Raw genomic sequence first — 16046 nt, forward strand, 5'->3', positions numbered from 1 at the left:
TCCGCTGCCTGCGCAGCGGATACGCGTGCGCGTGTGCTGTCCCGGCGCTCCGCAGTTTCCCCCGGTTTTTCTCCTGTCGTGTCCACGGTGGTATCGCCGCCGGTCGCGCCGCCTTGCGGCGTCGTCTCGGGCGCTTACCCGCCTTGCGCGGTCGTCGTCGGCTGACGCCGTCCGCAACGCGACTCCAGTCCTCTTTTCAAAAGCTGCGCCAGATGTCCTGATGCGTATTGCATCCGTCTAGCGCATGCCTATGCCCGCTCGCGCGGGCGGGGCTGGAGCCTGTTCATACCCCGACAGGTAGAAACCTCATGTCTTTCGATAGATCCGCGTGGACCTCCTATGGCTCCACTTCCTTGTTCGTGCTGCTGTGGAGCGGCGGCGCGATTTTCGCCAAATGGGGGCTGTCCCATGCCTCCGCCTTCGGCTTCCTGCTGTTGCGTTTCATCCTGGCGTTGGCCGTGCTGCTGCTGTTGTGCGCATGGCGGCGGCGTTGGCTGCCAGCGCCGGGCACGCGCCTGACGGTGGCGGCCACGGGCCTGCTGCTCATCGGCGGCTATTCCATCTGCTATCTGCTGGCGCTGGACCACGGCATCACGCCCGGCGTGCTGGCCACGCTGCTGGGCGCGCAGCCCATCCTGACGCTGGCCGTGATGGAAAGGCGCTATTCATTGCCGCGCCTGGCGGGCCTCGGCCTAGCCTTGTGCGGGCTGGTGATGGTGGTCTACCAGAGCATAGGCATGGCGCGCTTCTCCGCGGCCGGCATGGTTTACGCGCTGGCCGCGCTGCTCTGCATGACCAGCGGCGCCATGCTGCAGAAGCGCGTGCGCCAGACGCCCATGGACGTCATGCCGCTGCAGTACCTGGTCAGCCTGGCGCTGTGCCTGCTGTTCGTGCCGTTCCAGCCCATCCGGGTGGAGTGGGTGACAGGCTTCATCCTGCCGCTGATCTGGATGGGCCTGGTGATTTCGGTGGGCGCGACCCTGCTGTTCTACCGCATGATCCAGGCCGGCAACCTGGTCAACGTCACCAGCTTGTTCTATCTGGTTCCGGCCGGCACGGCGGCGCTGGATTACCTCATCCTGGGCAACCGGTTGTCGGCGTTGAGTCTGGGCGGGATGGCGGCGATCCTGCTTGGGCTGATGCTGGTGTTGCGCAGTCCGGCGCCGGCGGCGAAAGCGGCGCAGACCTGACCGTCGCCTATTGAGGCATGACCCCGCGGGCGGACTTGGGTGCACCCGCGGGACAAGTCCTTGTGTTGCGGGTTTTCCCTGGGTATCGGAGAAAAATACCAAGTAGTATGTTCTCATCCAGTCGATTAAATACTCGTTAGTATGTTGCTGGAGACAATGATGTCCGTGATCTGGAATCCCTCGCTCGACCCGCAAGCAAGCGCCTGGCGCGACAAGGCCGCAGACTTGACCGCGCAGGCGTTTGCGCCGGCCGCCGCCGCCATAGACCGGGAACAGCGCTATCCCGTGGAGCATCTGGCGCCGTTGCGGGAAAGCGGAATCTCGGGACTCTTCATCCCGGCCGAATACGGTGGCGCAGGGGCATCGCTGACCTCGCTGGTGGCGGTGGTGGAAGCCGTGGCGCAGGGCTGCGCCTCCACGGCCGCCATCCTGGCGGCGCTGTCGCTGGGCGCGTTTCCGGTCATCCTGGGAGGCTCGGCCGAACAGAAGATGGTGCTGCTGGGCGGCCTGGCGCGGGACGGCCACGCGGTCAACTTTGCCCTGAGCGAGCGCGGCGCGGGTTCGGATGCGGCAGCCCTGTTGACCACTGCCGTGCCTGAAGGCGACGGGTGGCGCATCCGGGGTGAAAAATGCTGGCTGGGCAATGGCGGGCATTCGCGCCATTTCATCGTGTTCGCCCGTACAGGCGAGCCTGGTGCGCGCAACAATATCAGCGCGTTCGTGGTCGACCGCGATGCCAGTGGCGTGGTGGTGGACCACTACGAAGACAAGATGGGCATACGCGGCACCACCACCACCAACCTGAAACTGGACACCTGGGTCGGCGCGGAGAGCGTGGTCGGAACGCTGGGAGAAGGGCTGAAGCTCGCCTTGGCGACCTTGAGCATCGGCCGCGTGGTGGTGGCTGCCCAGGCCAATGGCATCGCCCTGTGCAGCTATGCCGAGGCGCGGGACTTCGCGGTGGGGCGCCAGACTTTCGGGCGCAGCATCATCGACCACCAGGGCGTGGGCTTCAAGCTGGCCGACGCCGCCACCGCGTTGTCGTCGTCGCGGATGATGACCTACGAGGCGGCGCGCGCCTACGACGCCGGGCAGGACATCGGCACGCTGGGCGCGATGGCCAAGCTGCTGGCCAGCGAAACCTCGCACAGCGTGGTGGACGACGCGATGCAGATCCTGGCCGGGCGCGGCTACGTGAAGCCGAGCGCGGTGGAACGCTGCTACCGGGACCAGCGCATCACCGAAATCTACGAAGGCACCTCCGAAATCCAGCGCGTGGTCCTGGCCCGCGCCATCAAGAAAAGCGCAGGCGCCGCGGCGCAGCGCCGGGAGTTCGCATGAAAGCCAAGACTGCCATTCCTTATGACGAGATGCCGCTGCGGCAAGTGGAGTTGCTGGACGCTGCCGCGCATGCCTTCACCGAGATGGGATTCGCGGCGACCACGATCGATTCGGTCGCCGACCTGATCGGCGTCACGAAAGGCAGCGTCTATTACTACTACCGCAGCAAGACCGACCTGTTCTTCGCCGTGCACCGGCGCGCGATGCAGTTGAACCTGGACACGGTGACGCCGCTGGCGGAGGACGCCGCCGCGTCGCCGCCCCAGCGGCTCTGGAACATGGCCCATGCCCACACGCATCTGATGATGGCGCATCTGCCATACCAGCGCGTCACCGTGCAGGGCGTCGAACTGCACCTGGCCGGCCGCACCACGGCGGGCCAGCGCGCCGAACTGGAAGAACTGGTGCGGCAGCGCGACCGCTACGAGTCGCTGTTCCGCAGTGTGGTCGAGGCGGGCATGGCGACCGGAGACTTCCGGCGAGGCCCGCCGGCCTTGCAGGTCAAGCCGCTGCTGGGCGCCTTGAACTGGACCACCATGTGGTATCGCCCCAGGGCCGGGGAATCCGACGCGGATCGCGAGGCCATTGCGCGCGACATTGCGGATTTCGCCGTCGCGTCCATGCAATCCCTGCTGCCCGGTTCCGTGGCGGTTCCTACTGGAGTGAATGGCCATGCATGAAATGCAATCCGAGGAACGCGGCTGGCGCGCGGTTTCCGAGTGGTATCACGCGTTCTTCACCGGCATCGTCCTGTCGGCCGTGACGCGCCGCGGCACGGCGCGCGCGGCTGAACTGGTCTACGAGATCTTCTGCCGCCAGCGCAACGAGCGCTTCCTGCCAGGCCTGAAGAAGCTGGGCATCGCGCATCTGCCGCCCGCGGTCGCGGCGGCTCAGTACCACTATCTGTCCAACCATATTGGCGGCGTGGCGGTGCAGTACATGCACGAGTCCGACCGCAAGGCCTGGATACGCTATTCCGCGCCGCGCTGGATCTGGTCGGGCACCGCGCTGTGCGCGATACCGTCGGAGGTGTCGCGCGCCATGCTGGCGGGCTGGCATGCGCAGAACGGCGTGTCGCTCAACAATCCGCGGCTGGGTTTCGTGTGCACCAAGCAGGCGGTCGACGGCCAGTCGGGACTGGAGGGCTACTACTACGAATACGACCGCGACCTGCAGCCGCACGAACGCCTGCGCTTTAGCCGCAATGAGGACGCGCCCGATTTCGACGCCGCGGCCGCGCCGACGCTGCCCACCGTGGATTGGCCCGCGACGCGCCTGGCCAAGGCCAGCCGCAACTACGCCATGGAGTACGTGCGCAGCGCCTTGCCCGTGGCGGTGAACCTGTGGGGGCCGGAGGAAGCGACCGGGCTATTGCACCTGACCGGACGAATGATAGGCATGCAGTTCTATCACGAGACGGCGCGGGCGCTGGGCGTGGAGCAGGATGGCTCCGCGCTGCAGTTCGGGCGCTTCATGGCGGCGCTGGCGCAAGCGCAGGGCGACGCGTGCGAGTTGAGCGAAACACCGGAAGGCGTGCGCGTGACGCAAAAAGGCTGGAACCTGATGGACGCCGTGGCCGATGCGCACCCTTGCGTGGCGCAAGCCTGGAACGGCCTGCTGGAAGGCGCGCTGGATGCGCACAACCACCGGCTTGCGCTGCGCATGAGCACGCAAGCGGGCGCGCAGGGCAGGGAATTCAACTGGCTGATCGCCCGCGCTTCGGCCTGACCTTGGATTCGAAGGAGACAGACTATGCATAGCAGCGATGCCGGCGGCGCGCTCGCCGGCCTGCGCGTCATCGACGCGTCGCGCGTCCTGGCAGGGCCATTCTGCGGCCAGATGCTGGGCGACCACGGCGCCGACGTGATCAAGATCGAGTCGCCGGAAGGCGACGAATGCCGCGGCTTCGGCCCGCCGTTCGTGGATGGCAGTTCGGCCTATTTCCGCGCCGTGAACCGCAACAAGCGCAGCATGGTGCTGGACTTGAACAGCGAGGCCGGACGGGAGACGTTCTGGCAATTGCTCGAAACGGCCGACGTGCTGATCGAAAACTTCAAGGCCAGCACGCTGCGCAGTTGGGGCGTGGCCGAACCGTCCGCCATCACGGAGCGCTTTCCGCGGCTGGTGCATTGCCGCATCACGGGTTTCGGCGACGATGGCCCGCTGGGCGAATTGCCAGGCTACGACGCCGCCGTGCAATCCATGGCCGGCCTGCTCAGCATCAACGGCGAGGCGGGCGGCGAACCCCTGAGGCTGGGCGTGCCGGTGGTGGACCTCACTACCGGCATGAACGCCGCGATTGCCGTGCTGTTGGCCCTGCAGGCCCGGCACCGCACGGGGCGCGGGCAGATGGCGGACGTGTGCCTCTACGATTCCGCCGTGTCGGTGGCGCATCCGTTCCTGGCCAATTACCTGGCGTCGGGCAATACGCCGCGGCCCAGCGGCAACGGGCATCCCAACATCGTGCCCTACAACGTCTACCAGACCCGGACCTGCCCCTTGTTCATCGCGGTCGCCAACGATCGCCTCTTCACCAAGCTGTGCGCGCAGCTGGGCATTGCCGGCATGGCGCAGGACGAGCGCTACAAGTCCAACGGGCAAAGAGTCGTCAACCGCGAAGCCGTGGATGCGGCGCTGGCCCAGGCGTTCGCGCAGGTCGATGGCGAGGCGTTCGGCAAGCAGTTGCTGGCGCAGAACGTGCCCGCTGCGCCGATCCTGGACATGGCATCGGTGGCCGCGGCCGCCCATACCGAACATCGCCAGATGGTGGTCCGGCGCGACGATTATCACGGCCCGGGCATACCGATAAAGCTGTCCGGCACGCCGGCGGCCATACGCCGAGGCCCGCCGCGCCTGGGCGAAATGAATGCCACGACACCGCCGTCAGAGCGGTAAGGCAAACCAGGCAGTACCCATAAAACCAGGAGACTACACCCATGAAAACGATTCGATTCGCGCTGTTGACGTGCGCCTTGCTGAGCCTGTCCGCGCAGGGCGCGGCGCAGGCCGAACCCTATCCGGGCGACAAACCCATCAAGATCGTCGCGGCCTTCTCGCCGGGAAGTGCCACCGACACCAGCGCCCGCATCATCGCGGAAGAACTGCGCCGCGATTTGAACGCCAACGTGATCGTCGAGAACAAGCCCGGCGCCCAAGGCCTGATAGGCACCGAATACGCGGTGCGTTCTCCCGGCGATGGCTACACGCTGACGATCTCCAGCAGTTCGTTGAACTCGATCAATCCGGGGCTGTTCAAGAAGCTGCCCTACGATGCGCAGAAGGACTTCAGCCACGTGTCGCGCTTGACCACCATGCCCATGCTGCTGCTGGTTCGCGCGGATGGCCCGTACAAGGACTTGGCCACGTTCGTGAAGAAAGCGGCCTCGGGCTCCTTGAACTACGGCTATGGTTCCCCGGGCGGGCAGGTCGGCGCGGCGGCGTTCAACCGCATTGCCGGCGTGCGGGCGGAAGGCGTGCCGTACAAGAGTCAGCCCCCGGCGCTGACGGACCTGGCGGGCGGGCAGGTCGATTACGTGATGGCGGACCTGTCGGTCGCGACGCCGCTGCTGCGCGGCGGCAAGCTGCGGGCGCTGGCCATCAGCACCGAGCGCCGGCTGCCGGACCTGCCGGATGTGCCGACCTTTGCCGAAACGGGATATCAGGATTTCGACCTGGTGGTGTGGGTGGGCCTGGCCGGTCCCGTCGGCATCCCCCAGCCGATCCTGGAGCGCTTGAACAAGGCGGTGAACGAGGCGCTGGCGCGTCCCGAGGTACAGCAGAAGTTCGCCACCCTGGGCATGACGGCCGCGCCGAACACGCAGGCGCAACAGCAGGCGTTCGTCGAGGCGCAGCTGGGCACCTGGGGCCGCCGCATGCAGGAAGCGAACATCAAGCCGGAATAGGCGGCATTGCGCCCTGGCTGCGCCGGGGCTGCCGCTATGCGTAGACGGCGCTGTCCTGGCCGTCCCAATGCCCGCTGACCAATTGCTCGGGCCGGCTCTGCGCGACGACCCGCGCGCAGGCGGCCCAGGCGTCCAGGCGGACGCTCAGGCCGGCGTAGATGCCGTGGCCCGCGCCGGCTTCGATCACGCCTTCGGCCTGTACGCCTTCGCCTGCCCGGATCGCGCCTTCGGCGCGGATGTCCTCGCCGGCGATCAGGCCCCAGCCGGAAGCAAGGTGCTCGCCGCACTGGATGGAGCCGCCGGCCTGGATGCCGCAGGCGGCGTCGATTTCCTTTTCGGCGCGCACGTCGCCGCCGGCCTTGATGCCCTGGCCGCATTTGATGGCGCCTTGCGTCTGGATGTCCTGTCCGGCATGCAGGTGGCCGGTCACGGCCAGGTCCTGGCCGGCGCAGATGTCCCATTTGGCGCGCACGTTGCCGCCGCAATCCAGGCGCGTGGCGGTTTCGATGCCCCAGTCGGCGCTGACGTCGCCGCCCGCGCGCAGATTGCCGCCGCAGGCGATGTTGGCGCTGGCGGTGATGTTTTCGCCCGCCTGGATGGTTTCGCCGGCGCGGATGCCGCCGCCGGTGACGATGCTGCGGCCGGCGCGCACCACGCTGTCCACGTTGATGCCCATGCGCACTTCCAGCGTGCCGGCGAAGACGATGGCATTGGCATCGACCGAATCCAGCCGCAGCACCGCGTCGGTGGGGCCGAACTGGTCCAGCAGCCAGCAGGCGTCGCTGACGCGGCCGTCAGCGACCAAGGCGTCAAGCACGGCCTGGTAGTCTCCCTGGCCGTTGTGGTCGCGGATGAACCATTTGTAGCCGCCCGCGCAGGGGTTCTTGGCTTTGACGAAGTTCTTGGTGAGTTGCATGGCGCTTGGAATAGGTCGGTGCGTGGCCTGGCCGCAAGCCTCCGTTGGCGTTGCGGATAGAGGGACGAGACGCGGAGCCCGGCCACGCGGCAGGGCGTCCGCCGGCCGGCAGCAAGGCTGCCGGATGCGCGGATGTGCGCAGGCAGCCGGCGGCGGGCCGGTGCAGGAATCAGAAAGGGGGAAAGCGGGCGATTAGCCGGGCTTGGAGCGGGCGTAGGCGGAGCGCGCGGCGACTTCCTGCGAGCTCAACAGGGTCGAGCGCAGGGCGCAAAGCGCGCAGGCGGCGCAGGGAGGGGGAGAAAGATGGGATCGCACGGTCGCACATGCTACCACCGGGACGATTGCAGTCAAGCGCGGCCCTTGGAACGATGGTGGTGGAAGAAGCGAAAAAAAACCGGCCTGGGAAACAGGCCGGCCTCGGGGCGCCGGACTGGGCCGGCGCGTTGTGCGCTAACGATCAGTTGGTCGACTGGATGTTGCGTTCCTTGGCGATGCGCTGGCGCAGTTCCAGCTCGCGCTTGATCTGGGCGGCGTATTCGGCGGGCGTGTTGCCGTCCACCAGCGAGCCGCCGTCGGCCAGGCGCTGCACGATCTTCGGATCCTTGAGCGCCTTGACGGTGGCGTCATGGATGCGGTCGATCACGGCCTGCGGCGTGCCGGCGGGCGCGACCAGGCCGTACCAGGCCATGTTATCCATTTCCGGCAGGCCGCCTTCGGAGAAGGTCGGCACGTCCGGAAGCGCCGGCAGGCGCTTGGGCGCGGCCACGGCCAGGGCGCGCAGCTTGCCGGCCTGGATGTGGGGCATGGACGAGGGCAGGTTGTCGAACTGGGCGTTGACCTGGCCGGCGATCACGTCGTTGAGGGCCGGGCCCGAACCGCGGTAAGGCACATGCACCATATCCGTCTTGGTCAGCGACTTGAAGAGTTCGCCGTCCAAGTGGCCGATGCCGCCCGCGCCCGAGGATGCGTAAGCGTACTTGCCGGGATTGGCCTTGAGCAGGGCGATGAATTCGGCCAGGGTCTTGGCCGGCACCGCCGGGTTCACCGTCAGCACGTTGGGGACGTTCACCATATTGGTGATGGGGACGAAGTCCTTCAACGGGTTGTACGGGTTCTTGGGGTTGGTGGCCGGGTTGGTGGCCATGGTGCTGACGGTGGCCACGCCCAGGGTGTAGCCGTCAGGCGTGGAGCGCGCCACGGCGTCGGCGCCGATCGAGCCGCCGCCGCCGCCGCGGTTTTCGACCACCACGGCCTGGCCGAGCTCACGGGTCAGGCCTTCGGCGACGATGCGCGCCACGATGTCGGTAGTGCCGCCCGCGGCGAAGGGAACGATCAGGCGGATGGGCTTGTTGGGGTAGGGGTCGGCTGCTTGCGCGGCGGTGGTGAGGCAGAGGCCGGCGATGGCGGCGGCCAGGACGGCCTTGGCTTGGGACAGCATGGTCAAGAGTCTTCTCCAGATTATTTGAATTTCCGACCCGGCCGGCTTCTTGGGCCGGCGTCGGTGAAGCCTGCCGCGCCGGGATGCTGGCTTGGCGGAGCCTCGTGGGCGCCATTCCACACAGTAAATTTCCGCCGGTCAACCCGGATAGACCCTGGCTTGTCCAGGGTTATTTTTTTATGGCGCCGTTGCCCGAAGAAGACGGGAATAGACCAAAAAATCCAATGCTGACAAAGATATGAACAGCTTCGGGAATATTTCAATTGCGCAAGGATTGCGCATCGATCTTGCCGTCATCCGCATCGTAAACACATAAATCTCTGCATAACTTACAAGAATCTGATATTTTTCGTATGAGATTCTTGGCCGGTCTTGCAAGAAAGCTATTGCGTTTGTTTCTGTCTGCGCCGTTCAATGGCGTTGGTTGATGTCCCCCGCGGGGCAACGTGTAGTGCAGCGACGCACCGGGCCAGGGTTCCGTCCGTTTTTCAATCCCCGGTCTGTTCGTCTTTCGCTGCCTTGCGCTGGCGGGAGGGGGCCCGGACACTCTCGGAACGCCATGTCGCTGATCCTGATCCTCGCTCTGCCGTTCGCCGGCAGCCTGTGCGCCGCGCTTCTGCCATCCAACGCCCGCAATGCCGAGGCGTGGCTGGCGGGCCTCATCGCACTGGTCTGTGTGGTGCTGGTCATCAGCCTCTATCCGGACGTCGCCAACGGCGGCGTGGTCCGCTTCGACATGCCCTGGGCGCCCGCGCTGGGCCTGCAGTTCACCCTGCGCATGGACGGCTACGCCTGGCTGTTCGCGCTGATCGTCTCCGGCATGGGCGCGCTGGTGGTGCTGTATGCGCGCTATTACATGTCGCCGGAAGATCCGGTGCCGCGCTTTTTCTCCTTCTTCCAGGCCTTCATGGCCGCCATGCTGGGCGTGGTGCTGTCGGGCAACCTGATCCAGCTGGTCATGTTCTGGGAAATGACCAGCCTGGCGTCCTTCATGCTGATCGCCTACTGGCATCACCGCCTGGACGCGCGCCGCGGCGCGCGCATGGCGCTGACGGTCACGGGCGGGGGCGGGCTGTGCCTCCTGGCCGGGGTGCTCATCCTGGGCCATATCGTCGGCAGCTATGACCTGGACCGGGTGCTGGCCGCGGGCGACCTGGTGCGGGCCGACCCCTGGTATCCGGCCGTCCTGATCCTGGTGGCGCTGGGCGCGCTGACCAAGAGCGCCCAGTTTCCCTTCCATTTCTGGCTGCCCAATGCCATGGCGGCGCCCACGCCGGTATCCGCGTACCTGCACTCGGCCACCATGGTGAAGGCCGGGGTGTTCCTGCTGGCGCGTTTCTGGCCGGTGCTGTCGGGCACCGACGAATGGTTCTGGATCATCGGCGGGGCGGGGCTGATCACGCTGGTGCTGGGCGCCTATGCCGCCATCTTCCAGCAGGACATGAAAGGGGTGCTGGCGTACTCCACCATCAGCCATCTGGGGCTGATCACGCTGCTGCTGGGCCTGAACAGCACGCTGGCGCTGGTGGCCGCCATCTTCCACATGATCAACCACGCCACCTTCAAGGCCTCGCTGTTCATGGCGGCGGGCATTGTGGATCACGAGACCGGCACGCGCGACCTGAGCCGTTTGTCCGGCCTCTACAAGGCCATGCCGATCACCGCCACGCTGGCCATGGTGGCGGCCGCCTCGATGGCGGGGGTGCCGCTGCTCAATGGCTTCCTGTCCAAGGAAATGTTCTTCGCCGAGACCACCTTCGTCAGCGGCGACCGCATCACCGAGATCGGCCTGCCGCTGGTGGCCACCATCGCGGGTGCGTTCAGCGTGGCCTATTCGCTGCGCTTCATCCTGCAAGTGTTCTTCGGCCCGCCGGCCACCGACCTGCCGCGCGCCCCGCACGAGCCGCCGCGCTGGATGCTGTTCCCCAGCGCGCTGCTGGTGGCGATCTGCCTGCTGGTGGGCGTGGTGCCTGGCCTGACGGTCGGCCCGTTCCTGGCGACCGCGGCCCAGAGCATCCTGGGGCAGGACATGCCGGAGTACAGCCTGGCCGTCTGGCACGGCCTGAACCTGCCCCTGGTCATGAGCCTGGTCGCGACCACGGCCGGCGTCCTGCTCTATCTGGCCCTGCGCGCCCACCAGCGCGCCAATCCGGGCCGGGTGCCGTTCATCTACCGCCTGGACGGCCGCCGCAGCTTCGAGGCGCTGCTGGACGGCTCCAGCGTGGCCGCGGCCTGGCTGCTGCGCTGGCTGGCGTCGTCGCGCCTGCAGGTGCAGATGCTGCTGATCGTGCTGGGCACGCTGTTCGTGGCCTGGCTGCCGCTGCGCGCGGGCGGCTGGCTGGATGGCGCCGGCCGCATGACGCCGATCGATCCGGCCTTCGCGCTGTTGTGGCTGGTGGGCGCGGGCTGCGCGCTGGCCGCCGCCTTCCAGGCCAAGTACCACCGCCTGGCGTCGCTGGCGCTGGCCGGGGGCGCAGGGCTGATCACCTGCCTGACCTTCGTCTGGTTCTCGGCGCCCGACCTGGCGCTGACCCAGCTGTCGGTCGAAGTCGTGACCCTGGTGCTGTTGCTGCTGGGCCTGCGCTGGCTGCCGCGGCGCATCGCGCAGGATGAAGACGAAAGCCTGAAGGTCACGCTGCGGGCCCGCGGACGCCGCCTGCGCGACCTGCTGCTGGCGGGCGCCGCCGGCACCGGCATGGCCGCGCTGGCCTACGCGGTGCTGGTGCGGCCGCAGGGCGACACCATTTCTTCGTACTTCGTCGACCGCGCGCTGCCGGACGGCGGCGGCACCAATGTGGTCAACGTGATCCTGGTGGACTTCCGCGGTTTCGATACCTTCGGCGAGATCACGGTGCTGGGCATCGTGGCGCTGACCGTCTACGCGCTGCTGCGCCGCTTCCGTCCGGCCGCCGAAAGCGCGGACCTGCCGCGCCAGCAGCTCGACCAGGATGGCGGCGTGCCCGACGCGCCGGACATCAAGTCGCTGGTGCCCGCCGGTTCCATGATGGTGCCCACCGTGCTGGTGCGCCTCTTGCTGCCCACCGCCGCGCTGATTTCCGTGTACTTCCTGCTGCGCGGCCACAACGAGCCGGGCGGCGGCTTCGTCGGCGGATTGATCTTCGCCACCGCCGTCATCCTGCAATACATGGTCGGCGGCGTGTACTGGGTGGAGTCGCGCAGCCGGCTCAACCCGCAGCATTGGATCGGCCTGGGCCTATTGTTCGCCGGCGCCGCGGCGGTGACCGCGTGGCTGGCCTACAAGCCCTTCCTGGCGGCGCTGTCCTGGGATCTGGCGTTGCCGCTGATCGGCCACGTGCACCTGTCCAGCGTGCTGCTGTTCGACCTGGGCGTCTACATGCTGGTCGTGGGATCCACCGTGCTGGTGCTGGTGGCGCTGGCTCACCAATCGCTGCGCGCGCAACGCAAGGCCGCCGCCGAAATCCAGGCGGCCGCCGCACAAACAGGGGAAGCCTGATGGAATTGATATACGCCATCGCTATTGGTGTCTTGGCTGGTTCGGGCGTCTGGCTGCTGCTGCGGCCGCGGACCTTCCAGTTCATCATGGGCCTGTCGCTGGTTTCCTATGCGGTGAACCTGTTCATCTTCGGCATGGGCCGGCTGACCTCGGGCCGTCCGCCCGTGGTCGATCCGGCGGTGGCCCATGATCCTTCCTGGTATGCGGATCCGCTGCCGCAGGCGCTGGTGCTGACGGCCATCGTGATCGGCTTCGCCACCACCGCGCTGTTCCTGGTTGTGCTGCTGGCCTCGCGTGGCCTCACGGGTACCGACCACGTTGATGGACGGGAGTCCCAATCTTGAATTTTTGGCTGCAACACCTGCCCGTATTGCCCATCATCACGCCGCTCGCGGCGGGCGCGGCGATGCTTCTGCTGGCGGATACCCGCCGCTATACCCGCGGCGCCATTGCGCTGGTTTCGACCCTGGGCCAGCTGGCCGCCGCCATCGCGCTGCTGGTGGTGGCGGGCGGCGGCGTTCCCGGCGTCTGGCCCGATGGGGTAGGGGTCTATCTGGTGGGCGACTGGCCCGCGCCTTTCGGCATCGTGCTGGTGGTCGACCGCCTGGCCGCGGTGATGCTGACCCTGACCGCGGTGCTGGGACTGGCTACCTTGGTCTATGCGCTGGCGCGCTGGGACCGCGCCGGTGTGCATTTCCATTCGTTGTTCCAGTTCCTGCTGATGGGCCTGAACGGCGCGTTCCTCACGGGCGACCTGTTCAACCTCTTCGTATTCTTCGAGGTGCTGCTGGCCGCGTCCTATGGCCTGTTGCTGCACGGCTCGGGCGTGGCGCGCGTCAGCGCCGGCCTGCAGTACATCGCGGTCAACCTGGTGGCCTCGTTCCTGCTGCTGATCAGCATCGCGCTGATCTACGGCGTGACCGGCACGCTGAACATGGCGGACCTGGCGGTGCGCGCCGGCAACCTGGCGGGCGCGGACCGCATGCTGTTCGAGGCGGGCGCAGCCATCCTGGGCGTGGCCTTCCTGGTCAAGGCGGGCGCCTGGCCGCTGAACTTCTGGCTGGTCAAGGGCTACGGCTCGGCCGGCGCACCGGTCGCGGCCATGTTCTCCATCATGACCAAGGTCGGCATCTACGCGCTGCTGCGCATCGGCTCCTTGCTGCTGCCCACCGGCGCGCCGGCGGCCTTCAGCCTGGACTGGATGTTCGCGGCGGGGCTGGCCACGCTGCTGTTCGGCGCCCTGGGACTCCTGGCGACCCAGCAGCTGGAAAAGATGGTCGGTTACTGCGTGATCGTATCGGCTGGCACGCTGCTGACCGCGCTGGGCATGCCGGGCGTGACGCTGACGGGACCGGCGCTGTTCTACCTGCTCAGCTCCGTGCTGACCACGGGCGCGTTCTTCCTTTTGGCCGAACTCATCGAGCGCACCCGCAGCTTCGGCGCCAACGTGCTGGCGGTGACCCTGGACGCGTTCGACCTGGACGATCCGGCCTCGCTCAACCGTTCCGACGACGTGGTGGGCGTGGCCATTCCCGCGGCCATGGCCTTCCTGGGCCTGGCCTTCATTTCCTGCGCCTTGCTGGTGACCGGCCTGCCGCCGCTGTCGGGCTTCGTCGCCAAGCTGTCGCTGCTGTCAGCGGCGGTGTCGGCCGCCAACGAGTCGGCCGTGCCCATGGACGCATGGATATTGGTGGCCGCGGTGCTGCTGTCGGGGCTGGCCGGCCTCATCGGCCTGGGCCGCACCGGCATCCGGGTGTTCTGGGCCAGCGATGACCGCAGCACGCCGCGCCTGCGCTTGATCGAAGCCGGGCCCGTGGCGGTGCTGTTGCTGCTGTGCGTGGGCCTGGCGGCCGGCGCCGGCCCCGTGTCGGCCTATCTGGACGATGCGGCGCGGTCGCTGGACCAGCCCAAGTCCTACATCGACGCCGTCATGTCCGCGCAGACCGTGCGCGGCCTCAAGGGAGGAAGCTGATGCGCCGTCTCTACTTCCTGTTCCTGCCCGTCTACCTGTTCGTCCTGTGGCTGGTGCTCAACCAGAGCGCGTCCGCGGGCCAGATCGCGCTGGGCATCGCGCTGGCGCTCTGGTTCACCTGGGCCGCCTCCCGCCTGCGGCCGCTGAAGGCCAAGCCGCGCCGCCTGTGGAAGGCGGTCCCGCTGTTCCTGCATGTGACCGCGGACATCATCAAATCCAATATCGCCGTGGCGCGGCTGATCCTGAATCCGCGCCGCAATGACTTTTCGCCCGGGTTCATCATGATCCCGCTGACCATGCGCGACCCGCACGGCCTGGCGATGCTGGCCTGCATCGTCACGTACACGCCGGGCACCGTCTGGGTGGACCTGACCGACGACCATTGCCTGAAGCTGCACGTGCTGGACCTGCAGAACGAGGGCGACTGGATCAAGCTGGTCCAGGAACGCTACGAGCGCCCGCTGAAGGAGATTTTCGAATGAACAACATACTTTATTGGGCGGCGTCCTTCGCCTTGCTCTGCTTTGCGCTGGGCATGGTCTTCGCCGCCATCCGGCTGCTGCGCGGTCCCACCGCGCAGGACCGCGTGCTGGCCCTGGACACGCTGTACATCAACGGCATGCTGACCATGCTGGTGTTCGGCATCCGCTCCGGCACCTCCGTGTATTTCGACATTGCGCTGCTGATCGCCTTGTTCGGCTTCGTGGGCTCCACCGCCATGGCGCGCTTCCTGCTGCGCGGCGAGGTGATCGAGCCATGATCGACGCCCAGATCCCGCTGTGGGCCGCCATACCGGCCAGTGTCCTGCTGGTGTTCGGCGGCCTGCTTGCCCTGACCGGTTCGGCCGGCCTGCTGCGCTTCCGTACCTTTTATGCCCGCATCCATGCGCCTACCTTGGGCAACACCATGGGTTGCGGTTGCGTGCTGGCGGCGTCGATCCTGGTGTTTTCGGCGCTGTCGTCGCGGCCTGTGTTTCATGAAGTCATCATCACGCTGCTGCTGATCGTGTCTTCGCCCGTGACCGCCATGCTGCTCATGCGCGCCGCAACCTACCGCAATCGCCTCAGCAAGGCCGACGCCGAGCGCGACGCTAGCTAAGGCGACAGGCAGGGTATGTTGCGTCGCGGCAATTGAAACGTAGTCTTACGATTTCACGTCGCTGGACATGTAGCGGAAGCGTCATCGTGGGATAGTGGGTAACGGTTCAATCAACTTCAAGGAGCTGACCATGACTACACGACCCATGCATGTCAAACGCCTCGCGGCGACGCTTTGTGCCGCTGGCCTGATGTTGGCCGCGGGAGCGGTCCACGCGGCTGATGCGACCGGCCGCGGCTCAGCTCAGTCCCAGTATCAGCAGGATGTGGCGGCATGCAAGAGCGGCGCCACCGGCCAGGACCAGGCCGCCTGCATGCGCGAAGCCGGCGCGGCGCGCCAGGAAAGCGGCCGCAACAACCTCAAGGACGGCAGCAACGACCAGTTGCAGCAGAATATGCTGGACCGCTGCAACCGCCTGCCGGCCGCCTCGCGCCAGGACTGCGTGACGCAGATGACCTCGCCCACCAATGTGCGCGGCAGCGTGCAGGGCGGGGGCGTGCTGCGTGAAACCGTGATCCAGGTGCCGGCCGACACCGTGCCGCCCGCGGCCGGCGCGCCGGGCATGGCGCCGGCGCCCGGGGCGCCCATGACCTCGCCGGTACGCCAGTAAGCGACAGCCGGAACAAGGGCCGCCAGGGCGGCCCTGCTCGGACCTCCAGGGGCGCAGCCGCCGCCACATTCAGGCAAAATGGCGGCTGTCGCCCCTTTTTCACG

General features: G+C 67.2%; 15 protein-coding genes. 13 read left to right on the forward strand and 2 right to left on the reverse strand.

The genetic code is table 11. From position 1 onward, the window contains the following. The first annotated feature begins 308 nt into the window (after positions 1-308). The 6 genes from NGK62_RS19520 to NGK62_RS19545 all read left to right on the forward strand — a co-directional run bounded on the left by NGK62_RS19520 (position 309) and on the right by NGK62_RS19545 (position 6433). Positions 309-1190 carry a DMT family transporter gene (locus NGK62_RS19520; RefSeq protein ID WP_059380058.1) on the forward strand — a complete coding sequence of 294 codons (882 nt, stop codon included), beginning with the start codon at positions 309-311 and terminating at the stop codon, positions 1188-1190. A 159-nt stretch (positions 1191-1349) separates the two neighbouring features. Continuing rightward, positions 1350-2531 carry an acyl-CoA dehydrogenase family protein gene (locus tag NGK62_RS19525; RefSeq protein WP_059380059.1) on the forward strand — a complete coding sequence of 394 codons (1182 nt, stop codon included), beginning with the start codon at positions 1350-1352 and terminating at the stop codon, positions 2529-2531. After that, positions 2528-3211, forward strand: coding sequence for a TetR/AcrR family transcriptional regulator (locus NGK62_RS19530; RefSeq protein WP_059380060.1), 684 nt, complete (start codon positions 2528-2530; stop codon positions 3209-3211). The genes NGK62_RS19525 and NGK62_RS19530 overlap by 4 nt, the downstream gene beginning before the upstream one ends. Next, a complete protein-coding gene (locus NGK62_RS19535; RefSeq protein ID WP_251879929.1) occupies positions 3204-4259 on the forward strand; it encodes a hypothetical protein in 1056 nt (351 codons plus the stop codon). Before NGK62_RS19530 ends, NGK62_RS19535 begins: the two co-directional genes overlap by 8 nt. A 24-nt stretch (positions 4260-4283) precedes the next feature. Beyond that, positions 4284-5426 (forward strand): CaiB/BaiF CoA transferase family protein, encoded by a 1143-nt coding sequence (locus NGK62_RS19540; protein WP_059380062.1) that lies wholly within the window; start codon positions 4284-4286, stop codon positions 5424-5426. A gap of 41 nt (positions 5427-5467) precedes the next feature. After that, entirely contained in the window at positions 5468-6433 is a 966-nt protein-coding gene (locus tag NGK62_RS19545; protein ID WP_251879931.1) for a Bug family tripartite tricarboxylate transporter substrate binding protein, read from the forward strand. A gap of 34 nt (positions 6434-6467) precedes the next feature. Here NGK62_RS19545 and NGK62_RS19550 read toward each other — a convergent pair whose 3' ends face one another. Together NGK62_RS19550 and NGK62_RS19555 are read right to left on the reverse strand one after the other, a co-directional pair. Continuing rightward, a complete protein-coding gene (locus NGK62_RS19550; protein WP_059380064.1) occupies positions 6468-7349 on the reverse strand; it encodes a hypothetical protein in 882 nt (293 codons plus the stop codon). Positions 7350-7806: 457 nt separating this feature from the next. Then, positions 7807-8787 (reverse strand): Bug family tripartite tricarboxylate transporter substrate binding protein, encoded by a 981-nt coding sequence (locus tag NGK62_RS19555; RefSeq protein ID WP_059380100.1) that lies wholly within the window; start codon positions 8785-8787, stop codon positions 7807-7809. Between the two features lie 559 nt (positions 8788-9346). Here NGK62_RS19555 and NGK62_RS19560 point away from each other — a divergent pair. The 7 genes from NGK62_RS19560 to NGK62_RS19590 all read left to right on the forward strand — a co-directional run bounded on the left by NGK62_RS19560 (position 9347) and on the right by NGK62_RS19590 (position 15942). After that, positions 9347-12262, forward strand: a complete 2916-nt coding sequence (locus NGK62_RS19560; protein ID WP_251879934.1) for a monovalent cation/H+ antiporter subunit A — start codon at positions 9347-9349, stop codon at positions 12260-12262. Further along, positions 12262-12606: a Na+/H+ antiporter subunit C gene (locus NGK62_RS19565; RefSeq protein WP_013394081.1), complete on the forward strand. Its 345-nt coding sequence runs from the start codon at positions 12262-12264 to the stop codon at positions 12604-12606. The genes NGK62_RS19560 and NGK62_RS19565 overlap by 1 nt, the downstream gene beginning before the upstream one ends. Next, complete coding sequence (locus tag NGK62_RS19570; protein WP_059380066.1) at positions 12603-14234, forward strand: monovalent cation/H+ antiporter subunit D; 1632 nt, start codon at positions 12603-12605, stop codon at positions 14232-14234. Before NGK62_RS19565 ends, NGK62_RS19570 begins: the two co-directional genes overlap by 4 nt. After that, complete coding sequence (locus tag NGK62_RS19575) at positions 14234-14716, forward strand: Na+/H+ antiporter subunit E (protein WP_059380067.1); 483 nt, start codon at positions 14234-14236, stop codon at positions 14714-14716. The genes NGK62_RS19570 and NGK62_RS19575 overlap by 1 nt, the downstream gene beginning before the upstream one ends. Next, positions 14713-14994, forward strand: coding sequence for a K+/H+ antiporter subunit F (locus NGK62_RS19580; RefSeq protein WP_013394078.1), 282 nt, complete (start codon positions 14713-14715; stop codon positions 14992-14994). The genes NGK62_RS19575 and NGK62_RS19580 overlap by 4 nt, the downstream gene beginning before the upstream one ends. Then, positions 14991-15332 carry a monovalent cation/H(+) antiporter subunit G gene (mnhG, locus tag NGK62_RS19585; RefSeq protein WP_059380068.1) on the forward strand — a complete coding sequence of 114 codons (342 nt, stop codon included), beginning with the start codon at positions 14991-14993 and terminating at the stop codon, positions 15330-15332. Before NGK62_RS19580 ends, mnhG begins: the two co-directional genes overlap by 4 nt. Positions 15333-15462: 130 nt before the next feature. Beyond that, the gene (locus tag NGK62_RS19590) at positions 15463-15942 is read left to right on the forward strand and encodes a hypothetical protein (RefSeq protein WP_118932060.1); all 480 of its coding nucleotides are present in this window, start codon (positions 15463-15465) and stop codon (positions 15940-15942) included. Positions 15943-16046 lie beyond the last annotated feature (104 nt).

Origin of the sequence: Achromobacter sp. Marseille-Q4954 (assembly GCF_943737025.1) — a bacterium.
GTDB lineage: Bacteria > Pseudomonadota > Gammaproteobacteria > Burkholderiales > Burkholderiaceae_B > Achromobacter > Achromobacter bronchisepticus_A.

Bases quoted from the DNA above. Each gene is read 5' to 3' on its own strand.
- NGK62_RS19520 (WP_059380058.1), top strand. From the start codon at position 309: ATGTCTTTCGATAGATCCGCGTGGACCTCCTATGGCTCCACTTCCTTG.
- NGK62_RS19525 (WP_059380059.1), top strand. From the start codon at position 1,350: ATGTCCGTGATCTGGAATCCCTCGCTCGACCCGCAAGCAAGCGCCTGG.
- NGK62_RS19530 (WP_059380060.1), top strand. From the start codon at position 2,528: ATGAAAGCCAAGACTGCCATTCCTTATGACGAGATGCCGCTGCGGCAA.
- NGK62_RS19535 (WP_251879929.1), top strand. From the start codon at position 3,204: ATGCATGAAATGCAATCCGAGGAACGCGGCTGGCGCGCGGTTTCCGAG.
- NGK62_RS19540 (WP_059380062.1), top strand. From the start codon at position 4,284: ATGCATAGCAGCGATGCCGGCGGCGCGCTCGCCGGCCTGCGCGTCATC.
- NGK62_RS19545 (WP_251879931.1), top strand. From the start codon at position 5,468: ATGAAAACGATTCGATTCGCGCTGTTGACGTGCGCCTTGCTGAGCCTG.
- NGK62_RS19550 (WP_059380064.1), bottom strand. From the start codon at position 7,349: ATGCAACTCACCAAGAACTTCGTCAAAGCCAAGAACCCCTGCGCGGGC.
- NGK62_RS19555 (WP_059380100.1), bottom strand. From the start codon at position 8,787: ATGCTGTCCCAAGCCAAGGCCGTCCTGGCCGCCGCCATCGCCGGCCTC.
- NGK62_RS19560 (WP_251879934.1), top strand. From the start codon at position 9,347: ATGTCGCTGATCCTGATCCTCGCTCTGCCGTTCGCCGGCAGCCTGTGC.
- NGK62_RS19565 (WP_013394081.1), top strand. From the start codon at position 12,262: ATGGAATTGATATACGCCATCGCTATTGGTGTCTTGGCTGGTTCGGGC.
- NGK62_RS19575 (WP_059380067.1), top strand. From the start codon at position 14,234: ATGCGCCGTCTCTACTTCCTGTTCCTGCCCGTCTACCTGTTCGTCCTG.
- NGK62_RS19580 (WP_013394078.1), top strand. From the start codon at position 14,713: ATGAACAACATACTTTATTGGGCGGCGTCCTTCGCCTTGCTCTGCTTT.
- mnhG (WP_059380068.1), top strand. From the start codon at position 14,991: ATGATCGACGCCCAGATCCCGCTGTGGGCCGCCATACCGGCCAGTGTC.
- NGK62_RS19590 (WP_118932060.1), top strand. From the start codon at position 15,463: ATGACTACACGACCCATGCATGTCAAACGCCTCGCGGCGACGCTTTGT.